Genomic DNA, 14,899 nt, shown 5'->3' on the forward strand with positions numbered 1-14,899 from the left:
TTTAGTTCTCTCCTTTTTGATGATCTTTAAACCACGAACGGAAGGTTTCCTTGTTTGGAGCCGGGAATTCGCGAATTTCGGTCCATGCCTTTAACGGACCGGGACCTTTTGAGATTTTATCACCGTTCGTGAATGGATTCATTGCCGTCGGAGCAATCTTTGCACCAAGTTTGTACAATGAAGATGAAGCAGCTCCTAAACCGAATGCCTTCATCGCCAGTTTTTCGGAAATCGGTGCACGCCCCTCACGCTCCACGATGACTTGACGGTGCTTATGCAGCAATTCATGCAACGGAATTTTAACCGGACAAGCTTCTGTACATGCCGCACATAAAGTCGATGCATATGGGAGTTCTTTATAATCGTCATAACCGCCCAATAACGGCGATAACACCGCCCCGATCGGCCCAGGATAAATAGAACCGTACGAATGGCCGCCTACATGGCGATAAACCGGACAGACGTTGATACACGCCGCACAGCGAATGCATTGCAAAACGGATTGGAACTCAGTTCCTAAGATTTTGGAACGCCCATTGTCTACAATCACAAGGTGGAATTCTTCCGGACCGTCTATATCCCCAGGCTGTTTGGGACCTGTCAATGTCGTAATATAGCTTGTTAAACGCTGTCCAACCGCACTGCGTGTCAATAAGCTGACAAGTACCTCGAACTCCTCGTAAGTCGGAACAATCCGCTCCATCCCCATCACTGTGATTTGCGTTTTCGGCAATGTCGTAGCTAAACGCGCATTTCCTTCGTTTGTCACAAGTGAGATAGATCCTGATTCAGCAATCCCAAAGTTACAGCCTGTAATGCCAACATCGGCCGATAAAAAGTCCGGACGAAGAGTAACACGGGCATGTTGGGCCAGTTCCTCCGGCTTTTCGGTTTTTTGGTAAGCAAGTTTTTCTGTAAACACATCGCGAATTTGCTCTTTATTTTTATGAAGGGCAGGCGCAACAATATGTGAAGGAGGATCATGATCGTCTATTTGTAAAATATACTCGCCCAGGTCCGTCTCGATTACTTGACAGCCTAATGCTTCAAGTGCCGCATTCATATCGATTTCTTCTGTCACCATTGATTTTGATTTAACGATTTTTTTCGCATTTTTCTTTTGGATGACATTTGCAATGTATTCATTTGCCTCTTCAGCCGTTTGGGCAAAAAATACATGGCCGCCCCGCTTCACCACATTTTCGCTTAATTGCTGCAAGTAGTAATCTAAATTTTCCAATGTATGCCGGCGAATCTCTTCTCCAAGCGCACGCCACTCTTCCCAGTTCCCAAGCTCTTCGGCTGCATCTAGACGACGAGCCTGAAGGCGTTCCTGCGCACCGGCAACCGCCATCCGCATAAAATCATTGTTAATCCCTTTATCAACACGTTTTTTAAAGTCGTCTGCGCCAATTTTCATTGCCATCTTTCTCAACCCCAATCTTTGTATATCCGTATAAGCAACTAAACGATTATTATTTACTATTCAATACTTCAGCGATATGCATGACTCTAACCGGCTTTCCCTTACGCTCCATACGTCCGCCGATGTTCATCAAGCACCCGCAATCGGCACCGATCAAATAATCCGCCCCTGTCCCGACCGCGCATTCTACTTTTTCATCCACCATCTGTTCGGAAATTTGGCCCATTTTAACAGAGAATGTACCACCAAAACCACAGCAGTTATTGGCATTTGGCAGCATCTCAAAATCTAATCCTTCTACATTCTTTAATAGTTTGAAAGGAGCATCTTTTACGCCAAGTAGACGCGTCATATGACAAGATGTATGATATGTTGCTTTCCCCTCTAACTTTGCACCCACATTTTCCACTTTTAATACATCGACAATGAATTGCGTTAATTCGTATGTTTTGTCAGCAAGCGCTTGCGCTTTAGGTTCCCACACAGGATCTCCTTTGAAGATATGAGGATACTCCTTGAACATCGTTCCGCAAGAACCGGATGGTGTGACTACATATTCGGAATGTTCGAACGTTTTGATCATATTTTTCATGGCTTCTTTCGATTCTTTTACATAGCCGCTGTTGTAAGCGGGCTGTCCGCAGCACACTTGCGTTTCCGGAAAATCAATGTCACAGCCAAGACGCTCTAGTAATTCTACAGTTGCTTTCCCTACACCGGATTGAAACATATCAACTAAACAAGTAACGAATAATGAAACCTTCATCTCTTTTCCCTCCATACACAGACAAGCCTATTCAATATACTATTCACGCACAGGATAACCTATCAACAGGTCATCTGATGACTTGATTAATTATACTCCTATTAACAAATTTTTCAAAGCTTTATATAAATTCAAATAATAAAAAACTATCAAAAACAAACTCAAGCCAATAATAACAGTCCCACATTGTAGAATGATTTTCTGTTAAGCAATTGTCATGCTGTTGAAGATTTGATAACATCATTATATTGTGAAACGCTTTCATTATTCAAGGATTTTTTGTCAAAAAGTCTTCACAATTCATAGGCCGTTTATTGTAAGTTTTATGAATATGTCTTCATTCTTTTTCTTCAGTACTACTTTATTAATTATTATGTAAATATTCATTTCGATTTTAATTTCAATAAAAAAGCCTGGTGAGTGCAATGTTCTCACCGGGCTTTCTGGAAATAAGCCTTTCCTGAAAAGGGAAAGGCTTATTTCCAGAAGTCATCAAAAACCGTAATTGGAAGGTGACGCTTATGCTCAGATTTCAAATAATGTGATTCAATCTTCTTGCGTGATTCCTCATTCACTTCCTTTCCTTCCAAATAATCGTCGATTTCATCGTATGTCACACCTAGTGCTGTCTCATCCGGCAGCTGCGGGCGGTTTTCTTCAAGATCAGCTGTTGGTGTTTTTGTATATAAATGTTCAGGACACCCTAATTCTTTTAATAACATCTTACCTTGACGCTTATTTAAACGAAAAATTGGCACTAAATCTACACCGCCGTCACCATATTTCGTAAAAAACCCGGTAACCGCTTCAGCTGCATGATCCGTTCCCAATACAACCCCGTTATACATTGCGGCAATGCTGTATTGAGCCACCATGCGCTCACGGGCTTTTACATTTCCTTTTGCAAAGTCGGTCAATTTCCCGCCTGTTGCTTCTTCTACAGCAGCTACACTTTTATCGACCGCTTCTTTAATGTTGACCCTTAAACTTTTACTCGGTTGAATAAAATCAAGGGCGTCCTGACAATCGTCTTCATCTGCTTGTACTCCGTATGGAAGGCGAACAGCGATAAATTGATATTTTTCCTCTCCTGCTTCTTCGTTTAACTCGCCCACCGCTATTTGTGCGAGTTTTCCTGTTAAAGTTGAATCCTGGCCTCCTGAAATACCGAGAACCATTGATTGTAAAAACGGGTGCTTTTTCAAATATGCTTTTAAAAAGTCCACACTGCGGCGAATTTCTTCCTTTGGATCAATGTCCGGTTTTACTTTCAATTCTTCTATAATTTGGCGTTGTAAATCTCCCATCGTTTTTGCTCCCTTCAAAAGCTGACATTTTTAACAAAGTATTTCAACTTATTATCACCAGAAATTAACATGGTTTGTAACTAAATATTACACGAAAAGTGATATTTTTGGCAAAAGCTTCGTTTTCGTTTGATATTATTTTATTTACACAACGCGGACAAGTGTAAACATGTTCTTTATCTCTTTAGCTTGTGTTGATTGATTAACTCCATTTTCGTTTTCCATACTTCTTCGCTTAAATCAACAGGATAGCGTTCTGGATTTAGCTTGCGTAAGTATTCATCCCAAAAAAGCGTTAATTGTTCCTGGTGATAAGCGCGGATTTGATGAAGATCAGGGAGTGTATATTTTTGTTCTCCGTTCACAAAAACAGGAACGAGTAATTCAACTGCTTTGAAATTGGTCACAAATTTATGCAAATACGTATGGACAGGATCGAACAGCTTAATTTTATGTTTTGCTGTAACTTTCTCATGGACGAATGCGATATAGTCGCCTTCTGCTTTATTATTGGCGTTAAGAATTCGGTACACACTTTTAAATCCCGGTGTCGTAATTTTTTCCGGATTACCCGATATTTTGATAACGGGCTCATATTCGTTTCCTTCTTTTTTAGCGACTAACTTGTAAACTCCGCCTAATGCCGGGTTGTCCGCTGCTGTGATCAGCTGTGTTCCCACTCCCCAGCCGTTGATTTTGGCTCCCTGTGCTTTTAAGTTAAAAATCACATTTTCATCTAAATCGTTGCTCGCTATGATGTTGACATAATCAAGACCTGCATTATCGAACATTTTGCGTGCTGCTTGTGACAAATAAGCCAAATCACCGCTGTCCAATCGGATTCCTTTTAAGCGATGCCCCTTTTCTTCAAGCCACTTTCCGACTTTAATGGCGTTGGGTACACCTGATTTTAACGTGTCATATGTATCGACAAGCAACACCGTATTATCTGGATGAACTTGTGCATATGCCATAAACGCATCCAGCTCCGAATCAAAATCCATCACCCATGCATGGGCATGTGTCCCGATAGAAGGAATACCAAACATCTTTCCTGACTCCATATTGCTTGTGCCGTCAAAGCCCGCTATATAAGCTGCCCGCGCTCCCCAAATTGCCGCGTCCGCTTCTTGTGCACGTCTTGTTCCAAACTCAAATAACGTGTCATCCGGAGCCACTTGACGGATGCGGGAAGCCTTTGTGGCAATCAATGTTTGGTAGTTCATAAAGTTTAAAAGTGCCGTCTCAATAAGCTGCACTTCAAAAATGCGCCCTTCCACCCGAATAATCGGCTCGTTAGGGAACACAAGCGTCCCTTCTGGAACGGTATATAGATTTCCTGTAAAACGGAAGTTTTGTAACTCTTGAAGAAAGTCCTCTTCATAATTTTCCGGCTGCTTTCTTAAATACTCAAGATCCTCTTGTGAAAACTTGAGATGGTTAATATAATTGACGATTCGTTCAAGTCCCGCAAATACGGCATATCCGTTCCCAAATGGAATTTTGCGAAAATAAGCATCAAAAACACGAATATTATGGTGACGGTTCAGTTTCCAATGCGCATAAATCATATTGATTTGATACTTATCAGTATGGAGTGTTAAGTTATCATCACTCATTCGTCATTTCCCCTTTTCATCCCTCATCGGCTCTTTTTCTTAATATAAACATTTCCGGCTGCTTTCTTTCAAGTTTCCAACTTTTAAAGAAAATATAAGCGTTAATAAAAGGGGCTGGCTCAAAAGGTCAACCATCCACATCATAAAAAGTCTTTTAAACAAATGAATCGTCACGAGAACCTTTCATTTTACTGAATTCTCCATGACGATTCATTTGAAGGGGTTTCCCCCATCCATATGTTTTCGCGGATTTGGGAAATCCCTTTGTTTCTACAGCTCAATATATTTCATCAATACTTGTTCGACCGCTACTAAATGCGTTAGCATTAATTCCTGGGCCTTGGACGGATTTTGCTCCACGATGGCCTCATAAATCTGCATATGTTCCTGATATAAACGTTCGGACGTCGTTTGTTTCGAGTATAACCAGAGACGCCTTGTTTCCCTCATCGTTTCAATCATCATTTCAGATACGTTATTCATTAAGTTTACTAACAATGGATTTTTAGAAGCTGCGGCAATGGCCATATGAAATTCAAAGTCCGCTCTTTCCCCCAATTCTTCATTTCCTGCTGCAGCCTTCATCGCCTCAAGTGCTTCTTTCATTTTTTGTAAATCGTCCAATGTCCGTTTTGTCGCAGCGGCTACGACCGTTCCGACTTCTAATACTTTACGGACTTCAAGTAAATGAATGATATCTTCCTTTTTCATTAGAACAGCTGCCGTAACCGGAAGAGAAATGAGCTCTGCATCAAACTGGCGGACATATGTACCTTCTCCCTGCTTCATCTCAACAAGCCCCATCGCTCTTAACGCGCTAAGCGCTTCACGGATGGCAGAGCGCCCTACCTGAAAATTTTCAGCGAGCTGCTGGACAGAATCCAGTTTATCGCCCGGCTTTAAATCGCCGCTCTTAATCATACTTAAAAGCGCCTCTGCCACTTCCTCATATATCTTCTTCGGTTTTATATGTCTATACGTCAAAAACATTCACCTCTAGCCTGAAACTTCCAAATAGTATATGTTTTATTATATCAATACGTCTTTGTTAGATTCTACAAAAGTAAACTCTACTTTTCTAAAAAAATATCAAAAAGTTTTCCAGTACCACTTGCTTACTACTAAATTAATAGACTATAATGTGAGCGTATTCATTTTATTGGTACTATCATCAGATGACCTAATCACCTAATTTTATGAATGTCGGGTTTTCTCTCTTTTTTAAGTCATCTTGAAAGCGATTTCTCTTTTTTGAATGGGTAAGGGGATTCATGTTGTATCAATGGTCAAACTATTTTGAAAACGGGGTGTTATTCATGACATGGGCACAAAACTTTACGCCTATCGGGGATAGTCTATTATGGTCTGCTGTCGTAGCCTTAATCCCTATTTTGTATTTCTTTTGGGCATTAGCAGTCAAGCGAATGAAAGGGTATGTAGCCGGGATTACAACATTGGCAGTATCATTGGTTGTCGCTGTACTTGCATATAAAATGCCGGCAAGCATGGCTCTCATGTCAGCAAGCCAAGGAGCCGTATACGGTATATTGCCGATCGGATGGATTATCGTCACATCTGTATTTTTATATAAATTGACCGTTAAAACAGGTCAATTTGATATAATCCGAAACTCCGTATTGTCCATCACGGAAGACCGCCGCTTACAAGCGCTTTTAGTGGCCTTCTCATTCGGAGCCTTCCTGGAAGGGGCCGCAGGCTTCGGTGCGCCGGTAGCCATTTCAGCCGCATTGCTTGTGGGGCTCGGGTTTAATCCTTTATATGCAGCAGGCCTTTGTTTATTGGCAAACACAGCTCCTGTTGCCTTTGGCGCAATCGGTATCCCCATTACAGCAATGGAAGGGCCCACCGGCATTCCGGCCATGGAAATTTCAAAAATGGTCGGCCGTCAATTACCATTCATATCTGTATTTATTCCATTGTATTTGATCATTATTATGGCTGGTTTCAAAAGAGCCTTCGAAGTTTTACCCGCCATTTTAGTTTCAGGTGTATCTTTTGCCTTAACTCAATATTTAAGCTCGAACTTCATAGGACCTGAGCTTCCAGATATTTTATCAGCGTTAGTATCTTTATTTACATTGGCAATTTTCTTAAAGTTCTGGAAACCGAAAACCATTTTCCGTTTCCAATCCGAAGCGGAAGCTCAAGTTGCAGCTACAACTGTCGTTTCTCACGCGAAGCATACAAGCGGCGAAATCTTTAAAGCATGGTCTCCATTCTTAATTTTAACGGCGTTCATCTCTATTTGGGGCGTTCCACAAATCAAAGCAGCTTTAACGGGACACTACGAAGGAACAAACGGCTTATTAAAAGCGATTAATTCAATCGGCCACAATCTAACGTTTATGCCTGAAGTTCCGGGTTTAAACAACCTGATTTTAAACGGAAATGGTGATCCGATTCCGGCCGTTTATAAATTAGAAGTGTTAGGCGCTGCCGGTACAGCCATTCTTTTAGCGGCAGTTGTGACAAAATTCATTGTGAACATTTCCTGGAAAGAATGGGTGAAAACATTCGCCGAAACATGTAATGAATTAAAATTTCCAATCCTAACGATTGCAGCTGTTGTCGGTTTTGCTTATGTAACGAACTCTTCAGGCATGAGTACAACACTGGGAATGCTATTGGCGAAAACAGGATCTCTATTCCCATTCTTCTCACCTGTATTGGGTTGGTTGGGTGTATTCATTACAGGTTCTGATACGTCAGCAAACTTGCTGTTCGGGAACTTGCAAAAAATTACAGCGACATCTGTTGGAATGGATCCGCTTCTTGCACTTGCGGCCAACTCTTCAGGCGGTGTAACAGGGAAGATGATTTCACCGCAATCCATTGCCGTTGCTTGTGCAGCTGTAGGTTTGGCGGGTAAAGAATCTGACTTATTCCGCTTTACAGTGAAACATAGTTTATTCTTAATTCTTATCGTGTGTATCTTAACGTTCTTACAGTCTAACGTATTATCTTGGATGATTCCATAAAGTGAAACTTCCATCAGTGGGAGATGGGCACTCCCGCTGATGGTTAGTCGAACCAATTTGGGCTTTAATAAAATGAAAACTTTCTCTCCCCTCTTCATGGCGGGAGTTATAACAAAGGGGAGGACTCGGTACATAAAATCCAAAAAATCAAGAATTTTTCTGCCGGGTCCTTTTAGTAAAAATGTTTCTGGTTATCTATTTTAAACTTATGGGACAGCTCCTTCATACTTCTTTTATTCAAAAAACAGTTACCATTCTCTATAAAACAGAAAATGGTAACTGTTTTTTCATTTCCTCCTTCCCCTCTCTCATCCAATTGGATTGATCCAGCATAACTAAGTATCAACATTGAACAAAAGTGTTCAAAATAACACAACTTAAAAAAAATACATGAGACTTAAACAAAATTGTATAAAAGCGTTTACAAAATTGTATAAAAGTTTATATAATGAATGTGATGAAAAAACAGACTGTTTTTTATTTAACCAATTTTCGAAACCTTCATTCGAAAGGGGCATTCCATTATGGAAGTTTTGATGAGAAATATGTTTCAAACTTTAGGGAAAAACCAAGCAGCTAATAAGCTGGCAAAAAAATACGGTTTGCGTTTCGGTGCAGCACGCTTTGTTGCCGGGGAAACAATTGAAAACGCTATCAATTCTGTGAAAGAATTAAATCGGTCTGGGAAAGTGGTTACACTTGATCATTTAGGCGAATTTGTCTTCACGGAAGAAGAAGCAAACGAGTCGTCGGCAATGTGTATTCAAACACTGGATGCCATCGCAAAAGCGGGTGTGCAATCTAATCTTTCACTCAAGATGACGTCTCTGGGCTTGGACATCAGCAAGGATTTATGCATGAAAAATATGCGTAGAATTCTCGACCGAGCAAAGATGTATGGCAACTTTGTAAGGATTGATATGGAAGACTATGCCCACTGCCAAGTTTCCTTGGACATTTATCGAGAGTTGCGCAAAGATTACGATAATGTGGGCATTGTCATCCAAGCTTATTTATACCGAACAGAACAGGACATGCAAGACCTGAATGAGTACAAAGCAAATCTTAGACTAGTAAAAGGCGCTTACAAAGAATCGCCGGAAGTGGCATTTCCGGATAAGAAAGATGTCGATGAAAACTATAAAAAAATCATTAAGACACACCTGCTGAACGGAAACTATACGGCTGTGGCCAGTCATGATGAAGCAATCATCGAATACACAAAGAAAATGGTTCAAGAACACCGGATTTCAAAAGATCAGTTTGAATTCCAAATGTTATACGGCATTTGCGTGGAACTTCAGCAAAAGCTAGTCCAAGAAGGTTATAGAGTACGAGTTTATGTGCCATATGGAGTCGATTGGTTTGGATATTTCATGAGACGTTTGGCGGAGCGTCCTGCCAATGTTTGGTTCGTATTGAAAAACCTATTAAAATAAAACTTGTATATATATCAAGGAGTGGAGAAGATGACAACTATTACGAAGATTTCCCCTTTCAAAAACGAGCCTTTTACAGATTTCACGATTGAAGAGAACAAAAAAGCAATGGAGCTCGCTCTTTCAAAAGTAAAGAATGAACTTGGCAGGGAGTTTCCCCTTCATATTGGGAGCAAAAAGGTAGTAACAGAAGATAAAATCAAGTCGATTAATCCAGGGAATGTGGATGAAGTAATCGGTCTTGTAAGCAAGGCAACAAAACAACTTGCAGAAGAAGCCATGCAGGAAGCTTTAAAAACGTTTGAATCATGGAAGAAGGTTTCCCCTGCAGAACGCGCCGAGTATTTGTTTAAAGCAGCCCGCTTAATGCGTGAACGCAAGCATGAGTTTTCGGCTTTACTTGTTTACGAGTCAGGGAAAAACTGGGCAGAAGCTGACGCCGACACAGCGGAAGCAATTGATTTCATGGAATTCTATGCTCGAGAAATGCTCCGTCTCAGCGAGACAAATATCCATCAACCTCTTACAAAAATCGAAGGTGAAGAGAATATATTGACGTACATTCCTCTTGGAGTAGGTGTCATTATCCCGCCATGGAATTTCCCGCTGGCGATTTGTGTGGGCATGACTACAGCGGCCATTGTATCAGGAAATACGGTTCTCTTAAAACCGGCTTCTACTACTCCGGTTATCGCTCATAAGTTTGTGGCTTTAATGGAAGAAGTTGGCCTTCCATCAGGTGTCATTAACTTTATTCCGGGAAGTGGAGCCGAAGTCGGTGATTACTTAACCACACATCCGAAAACTCGTTTTATTAGTTTTACAGGCTCTAAAGAAATAGGCCTCCGTATCAATCGTTTAGCGGCCGAAACGGCAAACGGACAAATTTGGTTAAAGCGTGTCATAGCGGAAATGGGTGGTAAAGATGGTATTGTTGTTGATGAAACAGCCGATTTGGACGCTGCTGCCGCTGCCATTGTTGCCTCTGCCTTCGGGTTTCAAGGACAAAAATGTTCTGCGGGATCCAGAGCGATAATCGTCGAATCGGTTTATGATGAAGTGGCAAATAAGGTAACAGAATTGACAAAGCAATTACGCGTAGGAAAGCCTGAAGAAAATGCCCCTATCGGTCCAGTAATTGATCAAAACTCTTTAAACAAAATTTTGGAGTATATTGAAATTGGAAAACAAGAAGGACGACTGCTGACAGGCGGAGTAAAAGCGAAAGGAAACGGATTTTATATCGAACCTACTGTGTTTGCGGATGTTGATCCGAAAGCCCGTATTATGCAGGAGGAAATTTTCGGCCCTGTCCTAGCTTTAGCGAAAGTGAAAGATTGGAAAGAAGGAATGGAAGTTTATAACGATACGGAATATGGTCTAACAGGCTCCTATTTTTCACAAGATGAGGAACGAATCCAATACGCCTTGGAAACTATTCATTGCGGAAATCTTTATATTAATAGAAAATGTACAGGGGCTCTAGTTGGAGTGCATCCGTTTGGCGGATTCAATATGTCCGGTACAGATTCCAAAGCCGGCGGTTATGATTATTTACTATTATTCACACAAGCAAAGCTAACATCCAGAAAATTATAGAAGCTTAAAAGCTCCCTAATAACGGGAGCTTTAAAAAAAACGTCGTATGTATCCGCTTTCATAAAATAAATTCTCCAAAATAGTCGATATATTCTATAAAATGAGATAAAATATTATTTTCCTCGAAAACAAACTAGAAGGGAGATGTAATAATGGACATACAGCTTCTTATTTCAATCGCCGTTTACATGGTGGGGATGCTTTTTATAGGGTATTATGCGTACAAACGAACGTCCAACTTATCTGATTATATGTTAGGAGGAAGGACACTTGGTCCTGCCGTCACCGCGCTCAGTGCCGGGGCGTCCGATATGAGCGGATGGCTGCTGATGGGCTTGCCTGGCGCCATGTTTGCTCAAGGACTTAGTGCTTCCTGGATTGTAATTGGGCTTACGCTGGGCGCATATGCCAATTGGCTTTATGTCGCTCCTCGCCTAAGGACATATTCCGAAATGGCTAACAACTCCATTACCATTCCTGCTTTTTTAGAGAATCGCTTTGATGACCAATCAAAGATTCTGCGTTTAATTTCTGGATTTGTAATTATTATTTTCTTTACTTTTTATGTATCTTCTGGAATGGTGTCCGGCGGTGTTCTTTTTGAAAACACATTTAACCTGGATTATCACACAGGCCTATGGGTCGTCGCAGGGGTGGTGATAGCTTATACGCTTTTTGGGGGCTTTCTTGCTGTAAGTTGGACCGATTTTGTTCAAGGGCTCATCATGTTTATAGCTCTCGTTCTTGTTCCGATCGTTACCATCATGCATGTAGGGGGTATTGGGCCGGCATTCAGTGAAATCAAGTCCATTGACCCTAAACTGTTTGATTTATTTAAAGGTACAAGCCTTCTAGGAATCATTTCTTTGTTTGCATGGGGACTAGGTTACTTCGGTCAACCGCATATCATCGTGCGCTTTATGGCCATTTCTTCTGTAAAGGAAATCAAAAAAGCGCGTCACATTGGAATGGGCTGGATGATTTTTTCAGTCGTTGGTGCCATGTTTACAGGATTCGTGGGACTTGCCTACTATTCCAAGCAAGGAATGAAGCTGGCTGATCCCGAAACTATTTTTATTGAATTAGGTAATATTTTGTTTCATCCTATCATTACCGGGTTTTTGTTAGCGGCTATTCTCGCTGCGATCATGAGTACCATTTCTTCGCAGCTTCTTGTAACCTCAAGTTCATTAACAGAGGATTTGTACAAAACATTTTTCCGCCGTTCAGCAACGGATAAAGAGCTCGTGCTAATTGGTCGTCTTTCCGTATTGTTGGTCTCCATTGTCAGTGTACTTCTTGCTTATAATAAAAATGCTTCTATATTATCTCTGGTAGGCTATGCATGGGCTGGTTTCGGGGCTTCCTTTGGACCTGTGATTCTTCTCAGTCTTTATTGGAAACGAATGAACAAGTGGGGAGCTATTGCAGGAATGATTGCAGGTGCGGTTACCGTTATTGTTTGGACAAAAATCGACTTTTTCAAAGATACTGGCCTTTACGAGATGATACCAGGGTTTGCGATGAGCTTGATTGCCATCTATGTGGTTAGTCTATTAACCCCTATCCCTTCTAAGGATACTCAGAAACAATTTGACGAATACAAACAATCAGCTTAATAAATTCACTTTGCCAAAAGGACGGGAATAAAAACATTCCCGTCCTTTTGTAAAAACCTTTTCGCTTACTCATGATGCTTAAGGATAAAGAATATAAAATTATTTACGTGGATCTAATATATAAATCCGATTTAATCTTTTTGACATCAACCTTGCCTCCCGCCCTCTTCATGTTTCTCGCCCCATCAACTCGAATAGGCTAACAAGATTAAATCATAGGGCATGGATGTTTTTTATCCATGCCCTATGATTTATGTGAATCCATATTGTATTCTTTCATTTTATTGTATAATGTTCCCCTTGATATACCGAGTAGCTTAGCAGCTGCGCTCTTGTTTCCGTATGTTTTATTCAGCGCTTCTTCAATTCTTAACGCTTCTCCCTTTTGATATTCCTTCCCTTTCGATACCGCCTCTTTGGGCATGGATGCGCCATCACCTCTCACCAAGTTATCGGTAGTGATGTTTTGGGGAATGTGCTCAAGCGTAATGACGTTTCCGTCGTTGAGAAGAACAAATCCTTCCACTACGTTCCGAAGCTCCCGCACATTTCCCGGCCAATCATAGTTCATTAAGGCAGCCCCGACTTCCGGACTCACGACCGGCATTGACTTTCTATATTTGATCGTAAATTCTTTTAAGAACTTTTGGACTAACTCCATAATATCTTCTTTTCTTTGACGCAATGGAGGAATATCAATCTTTATCACGGTTAGATGATAATAAAGATCCTTATGGAACTTTCCTTCTTGCACCAATTCTTCTAACTCAGGAGAAGCAGTCGCAATGACACGTATACGTGTTGTCACTAATTCCGTTCCGCCTACATGGTAGAAGGATTGGTTCTGTAGATAGTTCAAAAACTTCACTTGGATATCAAGAGGCATTTGATCAATTTCCGCAATGAACAAAGTCCCCTCTTTGGCCTGTTCAATTTTACCCGGCTGACCGGCTTGCTCTTCTTCTGTAAAAGCTCCTCCTTGATAACCGAATAATTCTGCTTCTAAAAGGCCTGAAGGAATAGCTGAACAGTTAACGGACACAAAAGGCTTATTGCTTCTTGGGCCGCCATAATGAATGGCTTGTGCCAGCATTTCCTTCCCTGACCCGTGTTCCCCCACTAATAGGACTGAAATATCGGCATAGGCTGTTTTCTGGGCAATCTTGACTGCCTGTTGGATTTCCGGGCTATCACCAATCATAGAGGAAAAAGGTCTGTCTTGATGAATAAGCAAAGGGGACGATGCATCAATTTCTTCATTTAGGCGAACAATCGGGGTAATATCATGCTCGGTTGCAACTCCGCCAATAATTTTATTATCTTGTATAATCGGTGAAGCATTGATTAGTACATGAGTATCTTTGGCAGGGTGATGATACTCTCCCCGAACCGGGCGCCCCTCATTTAAAATCCGGTGCAACATCACCGATTCAGCATGGAAATGATCGCCAATCTTTCGACCGAGGATGTCTTCCCTCTTAATCCTGTATGTTCTTTCAGCTGCAGTGTTCCAACATATGACTTTCCCTTCGTGATTTACAGCCGTAACCGCGTCATTAACCGTTTCAGCTAGCGTATGAAAGTAAGCGGCCAGCTTTTTATTCTCCGTATGTAAATTTTTGATCCATGAATCGGCAGTTATAACTCCAATAATATTTTTTTCTTCATTCTCTATCAGGATTGGCCGTCTCCAATCCGCTTCTCCTTCAAACATTTCTTTCATGGAAAAAACAGCAGATGGAAGCCATTGCATTTCTTCAAGCCACTGGATTGCTGACAATGAATCCTCACCTAACTCGACCATCTTGTACTCATTGTTTGCAATGGTATAGCACGCTTTTCCTCTGACAACAACAAAATGATATTGTAAAAGCTTGCTTTTTATTTCCATTAAAGGGGTACACGGCTCAATCAAAATAAAGGAGTGATCCATCTCGATTCGTCCAATCTCAAACATCCAAAATCCCTCGCTTTATATGATCTTATCTATACTGTATCACGTTTATCTAACGTTTTTCTAGTGCAACGACGATGAAACAAATGTGAATCCTCCACTTCTCTTCGTACATTAAAAAAGTAAACCTCCTTGAATTTTCCTCAGCGATATTGGCGAGAATGTGATAAA

The 14,899-nt window shown here is 41.1% G+C and carries 10 protein-coding genes; 4 read left to right on the plus strand and 6 right to left on the minus strand.

Annotated features, from left to right (window positions below):
- Window position 1: 1 nt before the first annotated feature.
- From ACFOU2_RS07295 to ACFOU2_RS07315, 5 genes are all read right to left on the minus strand, one after another.
- Window positions 2-1,426: a LutB/LldF family L-lactate oxidation iron-sulfur protein gene (locus ACFOU2_RS07295; protein ID WP_377913729.1), complete on the minus strand. Its 1,425-nt coding sequence runs from the start codon at window positions 1,424-1,426 to the stop codon at window positions 2-4.
- A 49-nt stretch (window positions 1,427-1,475) separates the two neighbouring features.
- Window positions 1,476-2,192 carry a (Fe-S)-binding protein gene (locus tag ACFOU2_RS07300; RefSeq protein WP_377913731.1) on the minus strand — a complete coding sequence of 239 codons (717 nt, stop codon included), beginning with the start codon at window positions 2,190-2,192 and terminating at the stop codon, window positions 1,476-1,478.
- 476 nt (window positions 2,193-2,668) lie between these two features.
- The gene (nadE, locus tag ACFOU2_RS07305; RefSeq protein ID WP_377913733.1) at window positions 2,669-3,499 is read right to left on the minus strand and encodes an ammonia-dependent NAD(+) synthetase; all 831 of its coding nucleotides are present in this window, start codon (window positions 3,497-3,499) and stop codon (window positions 2,669-2,671) included.
- A gap of 176 nt (window positions 3,500-3,675) precedes the next feature.
- On the minus strand, window positions 3,676-5,118 hold the full coding sequence (locus ACFOU2_RS07310) for a nicotinate phosphoribosyltransferase (protein ID WP_377913735.1): 1,443 nt from the start codon (window positions 5,116-5,118) through the stop codon (window positions 3,676-3,678).
- A gap of 270 nt (window positions 5,119-5,388) precedes the next feature.
- Complete coding sequence (locus ACFOU2_RS07315; RefSeq protein ID WP_377913737.1) at window positions 5,389-6,102, minus strand: FadR/GntR family transcriptional regulator; 714 nt, start codon at window positions 6,100-6,102, stop codon at window positions 5,389-5,391.
- A gap of 332 nt (window positions 6,103-6,434) precedes the next feature.
- On the opposite strand from ACFOU2_RS07315, the gene ACFOU2_RS07320 reads away from it, so the two are divergent.
- From ACFOU2_RS07320 to putP, 4 genes are all read left to right on the plus strand, one after another.
- Window positions 6,435-8,117, plus strand: coding sequence for an L-lactate permease (locus tag ACFOU2_RS07320; RefSeq protein ID WP_377913829.1), 1,683 nt, complete (start codon window positions 6,435-6,437; stop codon window positions 8,115-8,117).
- 524 nt (window positions 8,118-8,641) lie between these two features.
- Window positions 8,642-9,556 (plus strand): proline dehydrogenase family protein, encoded by a 915-nt coding sequence (locus ACFOU2_RS07325; protein WP_377913739.1) that lies wholly within the window; start codon window positions 8,642-8,644, stop codon window positions 9,554-9,556.
- A 30-nt stretch (window positions 9,557-9,586) separates the two neighbouring features.
- Window positions 9,587-11,155 carry an L-glutamate gamma-semialdehyde dehydrogenase gene (gene pruA, locus ACFOU2_RS07330; RefSeq protein ID WP_377913741.1) on the plus strand — a complete coding sequence of 523 codons (1,569 nt, stop codon included), beginning with the start codon at window positions 9,587-9,589 and terminating at the stop codon, window positions 11,153-11,155.
- Between the two features lie 152 nt (window positions 11,156-11,307).
- Window positions 11,308-12,774 (plus strand): sodium/proline symporter PutP, encoded by a 1,467-nt coding sequence (gene putP, locus ACFOU2_RS07335; protein ID WP_377913743.1) that lies wholly within the window; start codon window positions 11,308-11,310, stop codon window positions 12,772-12,774.
- Between the two features lie 244 nt (window positions 12,775-13,018).
- On the opposite strand, the gene ACFOU2_RS07340 is transcribed toward putP, so the two are convergent.
- The gene (locus ACFOU2_RS07340; protein ID WP_377913745.1) at window positions 13,019-14,731 is read right to left on the minus strand and encodes a sigma-54 interaction domain-containing protein; all 1,713 of its coding nucleotides are present in this window, start codon (window positions 14,729-14,731) and stop codon (window positions 13,019-13,021) included.
- Window positions 14,732-14,899 lie beyond the last annotated feature (168 nt).

The sequence above is a fragment of the Bacillus songklensis genome, from assembly GCF_042649685.1.
Taxonomy (GTDB): domain Bacteria; phylum Bacillota; class Bacilli; order Bacillales; family Bacillaceae_H; genus Bacillus_BA; species Bacillus_BA songklensis.

Bases quoted from the DNA above. Each gene is read 5' to 3' on its own strand.
- ACFOU2_RS07300 (WP_377913731.1), bottom strand. From the start codon at position 2,192: ATGAAGGTTTCATTATTCGTTACTTGTTTAGTTGATATGTTTCAATCC.
- putP (WP_377913743.1), top strand. From the start codon at position 11,308: ATGGACATACAGCTTCTTATTTCAATCGCCGTTTACATGGTGGGGATG.
- nadE (WP_377913733.1), bottom strand. From the start codon at position 3,499: ATGGGAGATTTACAACGCCAAATTATAGAAGAATTGAAAGTAAAACCG.
- pruA (WP_377913741.1), top strand. From the start codon at position 9,587: ATGACAACTATTACGAAGATTTCCCCTTTCAAAAACGAGCCTTTTACA.
- ACFOU2_RS07310 (WP_377913735.1), bottom strand. From the start codon at position 5,118: ATGAGTGATGATAACTTAACACTCCATACTGATAAGTATCAAATCAAT.
- ACFOU2_RS07340 (WP_377913745.1), bottom strand. From the start codon at position 14,731: ATGTTTGAGATTGGACGAATCGAGATGGATCACTCCTTTATTTTGATT.
- ACFOU2_RS07295 (WP_377913729.1), bottom strand. From the start codon at position 1,426: ATGGCAATGAAAATTGGCGCAGACGACTTTAAAAAACGTGTTGATAAA.
- ACFOU2_RS07325 (WP_377913739.1), top strand. From the start codon at position 8,642: ATGGAAGTTTTGATGAGAAATATGTTTCAAACTTTAGGGAAAAACCAA.
- ACFOU2_RS07320 (WP_377913829.1), top strand. From the start codon at position 6,435: ATGACATGGGCACAAAACTTTACGCCTATCGGGGATAGTCTATTATGG.